Below are 15,481 nucleotides of genomic sequence, written 5' to 3'. Positions count from 1 at the left end.
TATGTCTCTCATTTTGAAACTGGATAAAGTGACAAAAAGCTTCGCCCGGGTGGAGACCCGGGATGTGACCACCGCGCTTTCGGAGATCGATCTGGAAATGCATGACGGAGAGTTCATCAGTCTGGTGGGCACTTCCGGCTGCGGAAAATCCACCATGCTTCGGCTGATCGCCGGACTGATCGTCCCCACCACCGGTACCCTTTCGGTGAACGGGGAAGAGATCCGGGGAACCTCCCCCACCCGGGGAATGATGTTTCAGAAAGCCACATTGTTTCCCTGGCTGACGGTGGAGAAAAATATCTCTTTCAGCATGCGTATGCAGGGCACCTATAAACAGCAGGAAAGCCGGCAGGAGGTGGATCGGCTGCTCCAGGTGATCGGCCTGGAACGGTTCCGGCGGGATTATCCGGCCCAGCTCTCCGGCGGCATGGCCCAGCGGGTGGCTCTGGCCCGTACCCTGATCTGCAAGCCGGAGATCCTTCTCCTGGACGAGCCTCTGGGGGCTTTGGATTCCTTCACCCGCATGAATATGCAGGATGAGATCCTCAAGATATGGCAGAATAACCGCCAGCTGGCCATCATGGTGACCCATGATGTGGATGAAGCGGTCTATATGGGAACCAAAGTGCTGGTGATGGAGCCCCATCCCGGCCGGGTTATGGGAGAGATTCCCATCGATCTGGAGTATCCCCGCAACCGCAGCAGCGCCAAATTCGTGGAGTATAGAAACCAGATTCTGGATATGCTCCACTTTGGATCCCGGGAAAAGGATTAGTTCCGACGGGAAAATATATGAGAAAAGGAGAAAGGAACGACATGAACCGACTGAAAAGACTGCTCAGCCTGGGGCTGTGCACCGCCATGCTTCTGACCCTGATGGCTTGCCAGAAGGATGAGGGCCAGAAGGAGAACAACAACGACCAGCAGCAGGAGCAGCAGAATGACCAGGACAATTCCTCCGGCGGCAGCGAGCAGGAGGCCTGGGAGAAGGAGCCCGCCTACGGCGAGACCATCCATTATTATATGGCCGACGGCTGCACCTCTGGTCCTCTGGTGGCCGATCTGCTGGGCTATTATGAAGAAGCCGGCCTGAAGGCCGAAGGCTATAAGGGCACTTCCTACACCGAGGCCCTGGGCGCCAACGCTGTCCAGGTGGCTGTGGGACATATCGCCACCATGCTGGTGCCCTGCACCAACAATGTGGATCTGACCTTTGTGGGCGGCGCCCATATTGGCTGCAAAACTTTGTATGTGCTGGCCGACAGCGAATATGAGACCACTGCCGATCTGAAGGGCAAGAAGATCTCTGTGCCCAACGGCATCGGCGCCAGCGACTACAACATCACTGCCCGCCTGTTTGACAAAGACGGCATCAATCCCCTGGAAGATGTAGAGCTGATGCAGGTGGAGACCAGCGCTTGCCTGCCCGCTATGGAATCCGGCGAGATCGCCGCCGCTCTGCTGTCCGACACCTATGCCTACAACCTGGTGCAGGAAGGCAAGCTGCGGGTGGTGCGCTCCCTGCTGGATGAGGACTTCCAGACCGAGTCCTGCTGCGTCATTGCCATGAACCGCTCTTTTGTGGAAGAGAACCCCATCACCGCTCGGAAGATCTCCGATTGCGTGAAAAAGGCCCACGACTGGATGCGGGAAAATCCGGAAGAGGCCACTCAGATGCTCATTGACGAAGGCCTGAACAGCGATGACTTCGACATGAATGTGGAGCTGAACCAGTCCCTCCAGTTCGGGCCCACCAACGCCTTTACCGGCGCAGCCCTGGAGAAGATCGTGGATGACTACATCCGCCTGGGTCTGATCACTTCCACTGACGACGCCGCAGAAGTCATGGAGAAGGCCTGGCATCCTCTGGGAGACGACTCCCTGGGCAAGACTCCGGAATACCGGCAGGCCTGGTTTGAGAAGACGGCCCAGTAAAGCCCAGTAAAATAGAAAAGCCGAATATGAAAAAACTGACGGAAATTTTTCCGTCAGTTTTTTTTCGTTTCCCCAGAGGAAATGTCACAGCTGGATGGGAACAAGGTCTGCGATCTCCAGCTTGTCCGGCTCCACATGGCAGGAGAGGGCCAGGAGCCGGACGCCTTGCTCCCGGGCTTTCCGCAGCGCCTGACCAAAGGCGGGGTGGGTCACATCGTTGGGGGAGAAAGAGAGCACATGTTCCATCTGCACCACAAACACCGCCATGGCGTCATATCCCCCTTCTTTGCACCGGATCAGCCCTTCCAGGTGTTTGACGCCACGCAGGGTGGGGGCATCGGGAAAATAGACCCGGCCCCCACTTTCCAGGGTGCAGCCCTTGACCTCCACAAAGGCAGGTTTTGTTCCCCCTTCGATATAGAAATCGAACCGGGAATCCCCGTGGGTGGTCTCGGGGCGGATGCAGGGGCTTTCCCCGAACAGCCCGGAAGAGGGCGCCCACTCCCGGAATACCTGGTTGGGAGCGGCGCTATCCATGTTGATCAGCCTTTCACCTTTCCATACGGCGATCAGGTCAAACCCGGTGCGCCGGTTTTTGTTCTGGGCCTTTGCCAGATAGACCCGGGCGCCGGGAACCAGAAGCTCACGGCACCGGCCGGTGTTCTTTACATGGCACACTTCCTCTTTGCCCTCGATTTCCACATGGGCGATGAACCGGTTGGGACGGCGGAGAAAAATTCCCTCTACCACCTGAGGATAGATCATTTGAGAAGCTCCTTCAGATAGAGAATGGCCTTTTCATAACCCTTGAAGCCCAGACCGGCAAAGGTGGCCTGGCAGGCCATGCCTGCATAGGAAATTTTGCGAAATTCCTCCCGCTGGGAGATGTCCGACAGGTGCACCTCCACCGCCGGGAGATTTACCCCTTTCAAGGCGTCCAGAATGGCCACGCTGGTGTGGGTATAGGCGGCCGGGTTGATGACGATGCCGTCAAAAACACCCAGGGCCTGCTGGATCTTGTCCACGATATCCCCTTCGTGGTTGGACTGGAAGCATTCATGCTCCACCCCTGCCTTCCGGCAGGCTTCATCGATGAAGCGCAGCAGATCCTCATAGCTTTCGCTGCCGTAGATGTGCTTTTCCCGCACCCCCAGCAGGTTGATGTTAGGGCCGTTGATGATGAGCAGTTTCATAAAATACCTCCCGGAGCTTTTCCGCTCCCTCTTGTAGTGTGCCGGTGTTTTCCAATATGGCCTGGCTCACCTTGCGGTACAAAGGCTCCCGGGCCTGGTACATGGCCTGCAATTTTTCCAGGCCCCCCTGGGACAGGGGGCGCCCCTGGGTGGGCAGGCTTTCCAGGGGACGGCGCACCCATACGCACAGGCCGTTCTGCCGCAGCAGACCCTGGTTTTCTTCCCCCAGCACCGTGCCGCCGCCGGTGGCCAGCACCAACCCCTTTTCCCGGCTGAGCTGTCGCAGGGCCTCTGTTTCTCTCCGGCGGAAGCCTTCCTCTCCCTCTTTCCGGAAGATCTCCGGGATGGAGCAGCCTGCCGCCTTTTCGATTTCTGTATCCAGATCCACAAAGGTCCGCCCCAGCATCCCAGCGCACAAGGCACCCAGGGTGCTTTTTCCCGAGCCGGGCATGCCGCAGAGGATGAGGTTTGTCAGGGAAAGCTCCAGCTGGCTCAGAGCCTTTTCCAGCTTTTCTTCCGGGATCTCTTCTCCGGTAAAGAACCGGACCGCCGCCCAGGCTTGGGCGGCCAGCATGGGAAGCCCGCCGGAGCAGGGGAGTCCCATGTCCTCCACCTTCTGGATAAAGGCGGTGCGCAGAGGGTTATACACCGCATCCAGCGCCCCCTCCAGATGAGGGAACAGGCTGGGGTCCACGGCGTATGCTCCCTCGTGGGGGAACATTCCCACCGGGGTGGTGTTGATGAGCACCTCCGTGTCCCGGTGCTCTTTCATGAGCCGCTCATAGGTCAAATCTCCCCGGCGGGAGACCACCAGCACTTCCCGGGCCCCTTTTTTTCTGGCTGCGGCCCGGGCCGTCAGGCTGGTGCCGCCGCTGCCCAGGATGGCTACCTTTTTCCCTTTCAGCTGCACCCCGGCCCGCCTGGCCAGGTACAGTAGGCCATACAGGTCGGTGTTGTGGCCCAGAAGGGTGCCGTCCGGCTCTTTCCGCAGGCAGTTGACGCTGCCGATCTGCTGGGCTTCTTCCGTGAGGACAGCGCAATAGGGAATGACGGCTTTTTTATAGGGAATGGTCACATTGACGGCGGAAAATTCCCTTTTTATGAGAAAAGGCTCCAGCTGCGGCTCGGTGAGGGGCCACAGGGCGTAGTCATATCCCCCCAGAGCCCGGTGGAGCTGGGGGGAAAAGCTGTGGCCCAAAGGGTTTCCGATCAGGCCGTAATCCGCCATACTAAAACACCTCGCTGTAAGCGCCCAGGAAGGTGCAGGAGGGAAGGTCCCGGCACAGAGTGCTCACCATATCCAGCACGGCCTCCTCCTGGAAGGAGCCGGAGAAATCGAAATAGAACATGAACTGGAAATCCTTTCCGGGGATGGGGCGGCTTTCCAGCTTGGTCAGGTTGAGCCCCAGAGCGGCAAAACGGGCGATCAGCCCATGGAGGGAGCCGGGTTCATGGGGCAGGGTGAGCATCAGGCTGATTTTGTCCGAACCGGGGAAAATTTCCAGATTTTTGCCGATGCAGATAAAGCGGGTGTAGTTGTGGTCGCTGTCCTGGAAGTTTTCCAGAATGGGGGTCAGGCCATAGAGCCGGGCGCAGCTCAGAGAAGAGATGGCGGCGATGTCCTTCCGGCCGCTTTCGGCCACATACCGGGCGGCGGCCGCCGTGTTTTCCATGACGGTGATCTTGATCTCCGGGTGCTCCTTGAGGAAGCGGGTGCACTGGTTCAGGCCCTGGCTGTGGGAGCACACTTCCCTGATGTCCGAAAGGGTGGCGCCGGGGTTTGTGAGAAGGGCGTGATCCACCTTCAGCTTGATGGAGCGGACGATGTGGAAGTTGTATTTTTTCATCAGGTCATAGACCTGGGTGACAGAGCCGGCCGAGCTGTTTTCAATGGGCAGGATGCCATAGGGGCACAGGCCCTTTTCCACCGCCTGGAACACCCCTTCAAACTGATTGAAATAGAGGATGGAGGGCAGGGCGAACAGCTTGTCGCAGGCCTGCTGGGAATAGGCCCCCTCCACGCCCTGCACCGCCACCACCGCTTTTTTGGGGAAGAGGGCGGGGGTATCCTGGAGGGCCTTTGTGATGCGCTCTTTCAGCGGGGTGTCCTGGGCCAGGGCCCGCCGCTGGCTGGAGCGGCTTACATCAAACAGGGTGTTCCACAAAAGCCGGGCATAGCTTTCGTAGTCCTCGCCCACCAGATCGGATACCCGGGAGAGCACCTGCCGTTCCCGGGAGGGGTCCAGCACCTGTTTGCCGGTTTTGGCCTTTTGCTCGGCCACCTGCCGGGCAATGTCCATCCGCTGTTTGAAAAGTTGAGCCAGCTGTGTATCGATTTCATCGATCCGGCCGCGCAGGTCGGTCAGTTCCATGGTGTTTCATCCTTTCATTCCATCTATTTTTCTGTTCTTTGATTGCCGTAAGTGGTCAGCCACAGGTCGCAGAGCACCAGGGCAGTCACCGCCTCCACACAGGGCACCGCCCGGGGGAGGATGCAGGGGTCGTGGCGGCCTTCGATGCGCAGGGTGTCCTCACCGCCGGAAAGCCGCACCGTCTCCTGGGGAAGGGCGATGGAGGGGGTGGGCTTGATGGCGCAGCGGAAGAGCAGGGGCATTCCCGAGGTGATGCCCCCCAGCACACCGCCGTGGCGGTTGGTGCGGGTGCGCACCCGGTCCTTTTCGTCCCGGTAAAAGGGGTCATTGTGCTGGCTGCCCCGCATTCGGGATGCGGCAAAGCCGGCCCCGAACTCCACCCCGCGCATGGCGGGAATGGCAAACAGCGCCCCGGCCAGCAGGTTTTCCACCCCCTGGAACATGGGCTCGCCCAGGCCGGGGGGCAGGCCGATGGCAGCGCCCTGGATGGTGCCGCCGATGCTGTCCCCTTCGCTCTTCACCTGGGCGATGAGGGAGAGCATTTTTTCTCCCGCTTCCGGGGACAGCACAGGAAAGCTGTGGCGGGAAGGGGTGAGCAGCTCTTCTTCGGTCAGGTTCACCGGGGAGAAGGGGGTGTCCTCCACCTCTCCGATGGAAGCAATGTGTGCGCCCGCTGAAATGCCCTTTTGCCGGAGAAACTGGGAGGCTACGGCCCCGGCAAAGCACAATGGAGCGGTGAGACGGCCGGAAAAATGACCGCCGCCCCGGATGTCGTGGTACCGGCCGTATTTCACATAGGCGGCATAGTCGGCGTGGGAGGGCCGGGGAAGCTGGCGCATGGCTTCGTAGTCTTTGGAACGGGTGTCCTTGTTGTGGATCACGGCGCAGAGGGGCGCGCCGCAGGTAAAACCGTCCACCAGGCCGGAAAGCACTTCCGGGGTATCGCTTTCCTTCCGGGCGGTGGCATAGGCCCCCTGGCCGGGAGCACGGCGGGCCAGGAAAGCACAGACTTCCTCCATGTCCACTTTCAGCCCGGCGGGCAGACCGTCCATGGTCACGCCGATGGCAGGGGAATGGGATTGGCCGAACAGGCTGATGCGCAGGCTATGGCCGAAGGTGGAGCTCATGGGCCTTTCCTCCTCTCTCGTTGTATTCCTCCCAGAAGCTGGGGTAGGATTTGTCCACCGCCTGGGCCTGCCCGATGATCACCGGCTGACGGCACAGGCAGGCGGCCACGGCAGCGGCCATGGCCATGCGGTGATCGCCGCCGCTTGTTACCGTGCCGCCCCGCAGGGTGCCGCCCCGGACGATGAGGGTGTCTCCCTCACAGAAAGCCGTGCCGCCCAAATCGGTGATCATGCGGCAGATGGCGCTGAGACGATCGCTTTCCTTCAGCCGCAGGCGTCCGGCGTTTGTGAAGCGGCTTTCGCCCGTGCAGCAGGCGGCGGTGAGGGCCAGCACCGGGATCAGGTCGGGAATGGGGGCGCTGTCCACCGTGACACATCGGAGCGTACCCCGGGAGACGGTGAGGGCATCCCCATCCCAGGAAAGGATAGCGCCCATGTCCCGGAGGATATCGGCCACCGCCTTATCCCCCTGGGAAGAGCAGGGAGTAAGGCCGGAGACGGTCACCGGTCCGCCCAGGGCCCCGGCGCAGAGGAAAAAAGCCGCGCCCGACCAGTCCCCCTCGGCTGTGACCGGACCGGGGCTTTGGTAGTGCTGCCCCGGGGCGACCCGAAAGCCCTGAGGGGTCTTTTCCGCTGTGATCCCGAACTGGGCCATGGCCGAAAGGGTCATTTCCACATAGGGGGCCGATTGGAGGGGGGAGGTGAGAAGGATTTCACACCCTTCTTCCATCAGGGGGGCGGCCAGGAGCAGGCCGGTGATGTACTGGCTGCTCACATCCCCCGGCAGGGTAAAGACGCCGCCTTTCAGTTTGCCCGAAAGGGTGAAGGGAAGGAGTGGTGCGGAAAAGGCTGCGCCATGCTCCATGAGCTGGGTCAGCAGCTCATCCAAAGGCCGCTCCGGCAGCCGTCCTTCCCCGGAAAAATGGGCCTCCACTCCCAAAGCCGCCGCCACCGGCAGCAAAAAGCGGAGGGTGGAGCCGCTTTCCCGGCAGAAAAGGTCGGGGGAGGGGGAAAAGTGCTCCGGCGGGGTCAGGCGGAAATTTCCCTCCGGCAGGGAATCAATTTTGCACCCCAGGGCCCGCAGGCAATCCATGGTGACCAGAATGTCCTGGGAGGGGGCAGGGATATGGAGCAGGGTGCTTTCCCGGCACAGAGCGGCGCACAGAAACAGCCGGTGGGCGTGGGATTTGGAGGGCACCGCCTGCTCCCGCCCGCCCAAGGGGGCAGGGGTGATGCAGATGTCCATGTTACCGCTCCCCCAGTCCGGCGGCGATGAAGCCTTCCAGGTCTTTCATGGGGATGGTCTCCCGGCAGCACTCTCCCATACGCTGGGGCAGGATCAGGGTCAGGCTGTCGCCCCGGCGCTTTTTGTCCGACAGGGCGGCCTTGGCCAGAGAGGCGGCGTCATAGGGGCAGGCCGAGGGGAGGTGGCAGGCATCCAGGGCCTGGAGCAAAGGCGGGGTGCAGTTTTCCTGGGAATAGCCCAGGGAATAGGCGGCCCGGCACATGACCACCATGCCCATGGCCACGGCGTGACCATGGGAAATGGAGTAGCCGCTGAGTTTTTCGATGGCATGGCCCACGGTATGCCCCAGATTGAGCATCTGCCGTTTGCCCATGTCCCGTTCGTCCCCCTGGACGAAATCCCGCTTGATTTCCACGCACCGGCAGACGATGTCGTCCATATCCCGGCGGTTCAGCCCTCGGGCAAAGGCGTCAAAGAGATCTTTGTCGGCCAGCAGGCCATACTTGATGCCCTCGGCGCAGCCGTCGGCAAAATAATGGTCGGTGAGGGTGTCCAGGGCGGCGGTGTCGCAGATCACCAGCTCCGGCTGGCAGAACACCCCGGCCAGGTTTTTGCCCTGGGGCAGGTCGATGCCGGTCTTGCCGCCCACCGAGCTGTCGATGGCCGAAAGCAGGGTGGTGGGCAGCTGGATAAGGGGGATTTCCCGCAGATAGGTGCCGGCGGCAAAGCCTGCCACATCCCCGATGACTCCGCCGCCCAGGGCCAGCACCAGGTCGCTTTTGGTCAGGCCGTTTTCCGCCAGGAACTGAAGCACCTTGGTCCAGACACCCAGGCTTTTGCTGTGTTCGCCGTGGGGCAGAATGAGGGTGCACAGGGAGTACCCGGCGTTTTCCAGCCCGGCGGACACCTGGGAGAGATAGAGCCGGGCCACATTGTCATCGGTGATGATGGCCACCTTGCACCGGGGGTGCACCTGGGAGATCAGGCTCCCGGCCTTCTTCAAAAGGCCCCGCTGGATGTGGATGTTATATTGTTTGGAAGAATCAATGGATACGGTTTTCATCTTTTTCCACCTTTCAGAATGCTGTCCGACTCTTCTTTCTTTTCTCTGGCGTCCCGCAGCAGATCAAAAAGCCCTTCTTTGTCTCCGGTTTCCAGCAGGCTGGCGTAATGTTCCAGCCGCCGGGCCATGCCCCGGATCTCCCCTGTGAGAAACTCCCGGTTGTCCCAGAACAGCTCGGTCCACATGGTCTCGTTCAGCCGGGCCACCCGGGTCATGTCCTGAAAACTTCCGGCGGAAAAGCCGGAGAAATCCTCTGCCGTGGGGCTTTGAATGTAGGCACAGGAGATCACATGGGCCAGCTGGGATGTGAGGGCGATGATCCGGTCGTGGGAGCGGGGATTGCTTTTGGTGATGCGTCCAAAGCCCAGGGAGAGGAAAAACCGGGCCGCTTTGTCATAAAGGGCGGGGTCAAAGCCTTCTCCCGGCGTGAGGATCATGGAAGCTCCCTGGAAAAGTCCGGCCTGGGAAAAGTCCCAGCCGCTTTTTTCTTTTCCCGCCATGGGATGGCCCCCCAGATAGGGGAAGCCATACCGGCGGCTCAGCTCTTCCATGCCGGGCACCACCGCCATCTTCACCCCGCACAGGTCGATGACCAGCGTGCTTTGGGAAAGGTGAGGGGCCAGGCGCTCCATCTCCTTCAATGTGGCCCCGGGATAGAGGGCGGTGAGGAGCATATCCAGCTGGGGAAGGACTTCTTCTGTCATAGGCCGGATGCCGATGGCTCCAGCCTTGTCCATCACCTGGGAATCCCGGTCCAGGCCGAAGACAGTGCAGCCAGCCTCTTTTGCCGCCCGGGCCATGGAGCCGCCGATGAGCCCCAGGCCCAGAACGCCGATCTTCTCAAAATCACCGGAAGGCATAGGGCAGAATCCCTCCCACTTTTTGCATCAGGGTGTGGAAATCTTCCGGGGTGAGGGACTGGGGGCCGTCACACAGGGCGTGGGCCGGGTCGTTGTGCACCTCGATGATCAGGCCGTCGGCCCCTGCGGCCGCCGAAGCCAGCGCCATGGGGGGCACCAGCTTGCTCTGGCCGGTGGCGTGGCTGGGGTCGATGATCACCGGCAGATGGGACAGGGAATGAAGCACCGGGATGGCCGAAAGATCCAGGGTGTTGCGGGTGTAGGTCTCAAAGGTGCGGATGCCCCGCTCGCAGAGGATGACCTGCTCATTGCCCCCGGCCATGATGTATTCGGCGCTCATCAGCAGCTCCTGGAGGGTGTTGGCCAGGCCACGCTTGAGCAGCACCGGCTTGCGCAGCTTGCCCAGTTCCTTCAGCAGGGTGAAGTTCTGCATATTCCGGGCGCCCACCTGGATGATGTCCACATCCTCAAAGAGGGGAATGTGGGAGGCGTCCATGATCTCGCTGACGATGGGAAGGCCGGTTTCCTGCTTGGCCAGAAGGAGCAGCTTGATGCCGTCGCCCTGAAGGCCCTGGAAGGCGTAGGGGGAAGTGCGGGGCTTGAAGGCACCGCCCCGGAGCACCTGGGCGCCCGACTGCTTCACTGCCTTGGCCACTTCCACGATCTGCTCTTCGCTTTCCACCGAGCACGGCCCGGCCATGACGCAGAAGTTTCCGCCGCCGATCCGGGCGCCGCCCACCTCAATCACCGTGTCTTCCGGATGGAATTTCCGGTTGGCGTTTTTGAAGGGTTCCTGGATGCGTTTCACATCTTCCACAATGTCCATGGCCCGGATCACATCCATGTCCACCTTGGAGGTGTCGCCCACCAGCCCCACGATGGTCTGATGGGAGCCCACGGAGATGTGGGGGGTGATGTCCATGCTCTGAAGCCAGGCGGTCAGACTGTCCAGTTGCTGCTGAGGGGCGTTTTTCTTGAGAAGCACTACCATTTTACAACAAATCCTTTCTCCTACGGCACAAAAAAACGGCCCCGCTGCGAATTTCGCTGCGGGGCCGCGCTGGCCTTGACTCAGGGAATCAACCGAGGCAGGGGCTTTTTACAGCAAAACTCAAATAAGCCTTATCAAAAAAGCTGATAAAGCTAAAGTAAAAGTAATATGCAGCTGTAAAAAGACGGCTGACCATGGCGCATGATCTCCTCTGTTTTGTGTTTCTGCTTGTAACATAACACACCGGTGGCCCGATGTAAAGGGGGAAAAGGGAAAAAAGCCTAAAAAAGCCGGAAAAGAGAGCGGAACAGCTCTTTGATATTGAGCAGGGTGATGAGAAGGAAGCACAGGATCTGCCACAGGGGCCACAGGGGCACTTCCCACAGCATCAGAGCGGCCTGGAGCACCACCAGGGCGCAGGAGGGCAGGAATTTATGCAGCCGCCAATGGACGGGGATGTATTTCCGGGTGTGCACTCCCCGCACCAGGAACATCAGCAGATAGCTGAGGCAGGTGGACAGGGCGGCGCCCATGACGCCCATGGGGGGGATGGTCAGCAGATTCAGCCCGATGTTGAGAAAGGCGCCCAGCAGCGTGGTGGTCAGGGTATGGACGCTCTGCCGCTCCACCATATAGATGCTGCCCAGGAAGGTGGCCAGGCAGGAGCAGGTGATGCCCAGCACCAGCACTGGGATATACCGCCAGGCGGTATAGTAGGAGGGGGCAGCCAGCAGGGTGACCATGATCTTGGCCGTCATGATCAGGCCGGAAGAGCCCACCAGTGCCACGCACTGATAGGTGGCGAACACATTGGAGAAAAAGCGCTGTTGTTTTTGGGGGTCCTCGGAGACGATGGAGATCTGCCAGGCGTCGCCGAAGATGCTGGCCACGATGGACAGGATGTGAGGCACCTTGCTCGAGATGACATAGATGGCCACCGCGGCGCTGCCCACGGCATAGGTGTCGGGGAGGGGCAGCTTCTGCTTGCAGGCGTCGCCCACCACGCCCATGATGCGGGTCACCTGGTTGGGCAGGTTGGCTGCGGCGCTGTAAAGATCATTGAGGATGTACTCCAGCATATACTGGTCGCTCATGCTGACGACCCACACGCAGATCATGGTGGGGATCAGGGGCACCGAATAGCGCAGCATGGTGCGCCGGGTGTCCCGGTCGATGTGGCGCAGGGAGAAAAACCGGCCCAGAGAGGCGATGTACCACAAAAACAGGGTGGACAAAGCGTCGGACAGAATGGTGGCCAGCACATAACCTGAGATGCCCAGGTCAAAGACCACCAGCAAAAGAATGTTGAAGCCGATGGTCATAATGGTGCGCAGCACCCCGTCCAGGGCGAAGAGCTTGGTGTATTTCATTCCCTGGACAAATTGGGCGCACACCGTATGCAGTGCGCTCATCAGCACATAAAGGAACACCAGGAAGGTATATCCCTGCACAAAGTCCAGCAGGGACAGAAGGGGGGACAGCAGAAGCAGCCCCAGGCCGCCGCAAAGCACCGTCACAAGCCCCATGGAAAAGATGCCTTTTTTGTTGCTGCCTTTCTGCAAAGCAAAGCGGATGACGGCGTTGGCAATGCCTGCCGACACCAGGGGCATCAGCAGGTTGCAGGCCTGGGTGATCAGGTTGGCCGTGCCGTATTCGCTCTGGGAGAGAACCCGGGTATAGAAGGGCACCAGCAGGAACACCAGCACCTTGGAGCTGAAAGAGCCAATGGCCAGGATCATGGTGGTGGAAAAAAGCTTTTTATAGGAGTTTCCCGAACCCATGCATCAAACCTCCATTCCGTGATTCTACCAGTATAGCAAAAAAACCAAACAATTTATACTGCCTTTCGGGAAAAATGTCATTCTTATGAAAATACACAAAATAATGGTGGAAAAAAAGCCGCCGTCAGTGTATACTAAAACAATACGGGCCATTGGAAAGGCCCTTGTGCAGAACAAACGGAGGAAAAAACGGCATGAAAATGAAACAGCTCAGCGTGTGGATGATGTTCACCCTGCTTTTTGCCATTCTGGGCGTGGCGGAAGTGATCCACATGATCGTTCTGTGGATCACAGGCGCAAACCCCAATGTGATCGGCTTTATCGCCGAGATCCTGCTTTTTGTGGTGGCAGCCTTTTTCTGCTGGGGCAGGGAGGACAAGCGCCGCCAGGAGGAAAAACGGGCCGGCCCCCTGATCACCGAGGAACAGGCCAAAAAGATGAAAGACGCCCCCCGGCACAAAGAACCCATTGTCATCTGCCCCGAGGGCAAGCCCTATCTGATTATGGCCATCGTGTTTTATGTGCTCTTTTTGGGCGGTGTCACCTGGATGCTGCTGGATTTCACCTGGACCCATTTCTTCATCGCCCTGTTCCTGGGCAGTGTGTGCATCTTCGATATCTATAAATATATGAAGATCAAAAACGACCTGTCCATCAAGCAGGCCCGGGAAGAACTGATGAAGCGGAAAAAAGCCGCCCGCCGGGAGGCTTTGCAGCGCCGCCGGGCCGAGGAGGAAAAAAAGCGGCAGCAGGAAGAAAAGCAACAGCAGGAAGCACAAACCGAAGAGCAGGAATGAAAGAAAGCGGCCTTTTGATGAAAAAAGGCCGCTTTTCCAGCTTGTGAAAGGGGAGAATGTATATGAGCATGGCAGGGAAAAAGGTGCCCTTTGCAGAAGGGAAGGAGGAGTTTACCGAGAAAAAAAGCCGGTTTATCGGCCATATTTTTCAGGTGACCAGCACCCAGCAGGCCATGGATCAGATCAAAAAAATGCAGAAGGAATTCTGGGATGCCTCCTGCGTGGCCTATGCCTACATCGTGGAGGAGGGCCAGGTGATGCGTTTCTCCGATGCGGGAGAACCCCAGGGAACCGCCGGCCTTCCCATTCTGGAGGTGCTGAAAAAAGAGGGGATCTTCGATGTGCTGTGCGTGGTGGTGCGGTATTTCGGTGGCATCAAGCTGGGGGCCGGCGGGCTGACCCGGGCCTATGGCCACGGGGCCAAGATCGCCGTGGACGCCGCCGGGGTGGCCGAGATGGTGCCCTTCCGCCAGGGGAGCATCCCCTGCGATTATTCCCTGTTTGAGACGGTGCGCAGCCTGATGCCCGCTTTTGACGCCCAGGAGGACGATGTGGAATATTCCGACCATGTGGTCATACACTTTTCCATCCCCGATGAAAAATTTGAGGGCTTTGCCGCCCAGGTGGTGGACAGCACCTCCGGCCGGGTCACCCCCCGGAAGGGAGAAGTGTCCCTGCGTGCCAAACGGGTGAAATAACGGGAAGAAAGAAAAAATTTTCCCTGGAAAAGAAGGAAAACCGGCCTTTTTGGCGTATTATATAAAGGGAGGGATGCCCTGTGATACGAAAAAGACTGGAAGAGCTGGAAGAGCGTACCTTGCAGGAAGGGGCTTGTCTGGCAAGTGCGTCCCGGGGACGGCTCAAGCTCCAGGAGGAATCCCCCAGCCGTACCTGTTTTATGCGGGACCGGGACAGGATCATCCATTCCAAGGCGTTCCGCAGGCTGAAACACAAAACCCAGGTGTTTCTGTCCCCGGAAGGGGACCACTACCGCACCCGGCTGACCCACACCCTGGAGGTCTCCCAGATCTCCCGCACGGTGGCCCGGGGCCTGCGGCTCAACGAGGACCTGACCGAGGCCATCGCCCTGGGCCATGACCTGGGCCACACCGCCTTCGGCCACGCCGGAGAGCGGGCGCTGGGAGAAGTGGTGCCCGGGGGCTTTGCCCACAACGAGCAGAGCCTGCGGGTGGTGGACCGGCTGGAAAAGGGCGGGGAGGGGCTGAACCTGACTATGGAGGTGCGGGACGGCATTCTGTGCCACACCGGAAAGAAAAAAGCCGACACCATGGAAGGGCGCATCGTCCATTATGCCGATCGGATCGCCTATCTCAATCACGATATCGACGATGCCATCCGGGGGGACATCCTCTCGCCCCAGGATATTCCGGCGTCTTTGCGCCGTGTGCTGGGCCAGACCCATTCCCAGCGCATCGACACTTTGGTCAACGGTCTTCTGACCTACGGAGAGGAAGAAGGGGAGATCGGCCTGCCGCCCCTTCTGGAGGAGGCCATGCTGGAAATGCGGGACTTTATGTTCCGCCATGTGTACCAGAATCCCCGGGCCAAGGGGGAGGAGCGGAAAGGGCAATGGGTACTCACCCAGCTCTACCGGCATTTTTCGGAGAACGCCGACGATCTGCCCACCGATTATATGCAGATCGCCTTGCAGGAGGGGGCCGAGCGGGCCGCCTGCGATTATGTGGCCGGCATGACCGACCGCTTTGCGGTGGATGTGTTCTCCCGCCTGTATATCCCCCAATCGTGGAACAAATGAGCCAGAGCCTTCGCTGCGGCGAAGGCTGCCGGAAATCCGGAAAGGGATTTCCGGCATTGGCGGCGTGTTATTTCGGCACAAGGCCGAAATAACCATCATTCCGGTAGGTGACGCCGCCGCTGGCTCTCGGGGAAAAACTAAGTTTTTCCCCGACCTTTTTCGCGCCCCAGGCGGGGTTCCAGCTGGGGCCAAGTGGGTTCAACCAGCTTGAGTGAATTTAATTGCCTAGTGCGGGAGCGCAATATGACAGCGGAGGCACTCCGCCGCGGGAGCGCAATATGACAGCGGAGGCACTCCGCCGCGGGAGCGCAATATGACAGCGGAGGCACTCCGCCGCGG

At 59.8% G+C, this 15,481-nt stretch carries 15 protein-coding genes; 5 read left to right on the top strand and 10 right to left on the bottom strand.

Going from position 1 to position 15,481, the window contains the following annotated elements; translation table 11 throughout:
- Position 1 precedes the first annotated feature (1 nt).
- Positions 2-775 (top strand): ABC transporter ATP-binding protein, encoded by a 774-nt coding sequence (locus H6A25_RS04885; protein ID WP_204750875.1) that lies wholly within the window; start codon positions 2-4, stop codon positions 773-775.
- Positions 776-816: 41 nt separating this feature from the next.
- Positions 817-1,935, top strand: a complete 1,119-nt coding sequence (locus tag H6A25_RS04880; RefSeq protein WP_204750874.1) for an ABC transporter substrate-binding protein — start codon at positions 817-819, stop codon at positions 1,933-1,935.
- An 84-nt stretch (positions 1,936-2,019) separates the two neighbouring features.
- On the opposite strand, the gene sfsA is transcribed toward H6A25_RS04880, so the two are convergent.
- From sfsA to H6A25_RS04830, 10 genes are all read right to left on the bottom strand, one after another.
- Entirely contained in the window at positions 2,020-2,700 is a 681-nt protein-coding gene (gene sfsA, locus H6A25_RS04875; protein ID WP_204750873.1) for a DNA/RNA nuclease SfsA, read from the bottom strand.
- Positions 2,697-3,128 (bottom strand): type II 3-dehydroquinate dehydratase, encoded by a 432-nt coding sequence (gene aroQ, locus H6A25_RS04870; protein ID WP_204750872.1) that lies wholly within the window; start codon positions 3,126-3,128, stop codon positions 2,697-2,699. The genes sfsA and aroQ overlap by 4 nt, the downstream gene beginning before the upstream one ends.
- Positions 3,100-4,356 (bottom strand): shikimate kinase, encoded by a 1,257-nt coding sequence (locus tag H6A25_RS04865; RefSeq protein WP_204750871.1) that lies wholly within the window; start codon positions 4,354-4,356, stop codon positions 3,100-3,102. Before H6A25_RS04865 ends, aroQ begins: the two co-directional genes overlap by 29 nt.
- Position 4,357: 1 nt before the next feature.
- The gene (locus tag H6A25_RS04860) at positions 4,358-5,500 is read right to left on the bottom strand and encodes a bifunctional chorismate mutase/prephenate dehydratase (RefSeq protein WP_204750870.1); all 1,143 of its coding nucleotides are present in this window, start codon (positions 5,498-5,500) and stop codon (positions 4,358-4,360) included.
- Positions 5,501-5,523: 23 nt separating this feature from the next.
- Entirely contained in the window at positions 5,524-6,627 is a 1,104-nt protein-coding gene (gene aroC, locus H6A25_RS04855; protein ID WP_204750869.1) for a chorismate synthase, read from the bottom strand.
- Positions 6,605-7,873, bottom strand: a complete 1,269-nt coding sequence (aroA, locus tag H6A25_RS04850) for a 3-phosphoshikimate 1-carboxyvinyltransferase (RefSeq protein WP_204750868.1) — start codon at positions 7,871-7,873, stop codon at positions 6,605-6,607. The genes aroC and aroA overlap by 23 nt, the downstream gene beginning before the upstream one ends.
- Position 7,874: 1 nt before the next feature.
- Positions 7,875-8,936 carry a 3-dehydroquinate synthase gene (gene aroB / locus H6A25_RS04845; protein ID WP_204750867.1) on the bottom strand — a complete coding sequence of 354 codons (1,062 nt, stop codon included), beginning with the start codon at positions 8,934-8,936 and terminating at the stop codon, positions 7,875-7,877.
- Positions 8,933-9,796, bottom strand: a complete 864-nt coding sequence (locus H6A25_RS04840; RefSeq protein ID WP_204750866.1) for a prephenate dehydrogenase — start codon at positions 9,794-9,796, stop codon at positions 8,933-8,935. The genes aroB and H6A25_RS04840 overlap by 4 nt, the downstream gene beginning before the upstream one ends.
- The gene (gene aroF, locus H6A25_RS04835) at positions 9,783-10,787 is read right to left on the bottom strand and encodes a 3-deoxy-7-phosphoheptulonate synthase (RefSeq protein WP_204750865.1); all 1,005 of its coding nucleotides are present in this window, start codon (positions 10,785-10,787) and stop codon (positions 9,783-9,785) included. Before aroF ends, H6A25_RS04840 begins: the two co-directional genes overlap by 14 nt.
- Positions 10,788-11,068: 281 nt before the next feature.
- Positions 11,069-12,568 (bottom strand): lipopolysaccharide biosynthesis protein, encoded by a 1,500-nt coding sequence (locus tag H6A25_RS04830; RefSeq protein ID WP_204750864.1) that lies wholly within the window; start codon positions 12,566-12,568, stop codon positions 11,069-11,071.
- 194 nt (positions 12,569-12,762) lie between these two features.
- On the opposite strand from H6A25_RS04830, the gene H6A25_RS04825 reads away from it, so the two are divergent.
- The 3 genes from H6A25_RS04825 to H6A25_RS04815 all read left to right on the top strand — a co-directional run bounded on the left by H6A25_RS04825 (position 12,763) and on the right by H6A25_RS04815 (position 15,142).
- Positions 12,763-13,365 carry a hypothetical protein gene (locus H6A25_RS04825; protein ID WP_204750863.1) on the top strand — a complete coding sequence of 201 codons (603 nt, stop codon included), beginning with the start codon at positions 12,763-12,765 and terminating at the stop codon, positions 13,363-13,365.
- Between the two features lie 62 nt (positions 13,366-13,427).
- Positions 13,428-14,063, top strand: coding sequence for an IMPACT family protein (locus H6A25_RS04820; RefSeq protein WP_204750862.1), 636 nt, complete (start codon positions 13,428-13,430; stop codon positions 14,061-14,063).
- A gap of 80 nt (positions 14,064-14,143) precedes the next feature.
- Positions 14,144-15,142 carry a deoxyguanosinetriphosphate triphosphohydrolase gene (locus H6A25_RS04815; protein ID WP_204750861.1) on the top strand — a complete coding sequence of 333 codons (999 nt, stop codon included), beginning with the start codon at positions 14,144-14,146 and terminating at the stop codon, positions 15,140-15,142.
- Positions 15,143-15,481: the final 339 nt, after the last annotated feature.

Origin of the sequence: Intestinimonas butyriciproducens (genome assembly GCF_016901775.1) — a bacterium.
GTDB lineage: Bacteria > Bacillota > Clostridia > Oscillospirales > Butyricicoccaceae > Pseudobutyricicoccus.
This window is presented reverse-complemented; position numbering and strand designations above follow the sequence as displayed.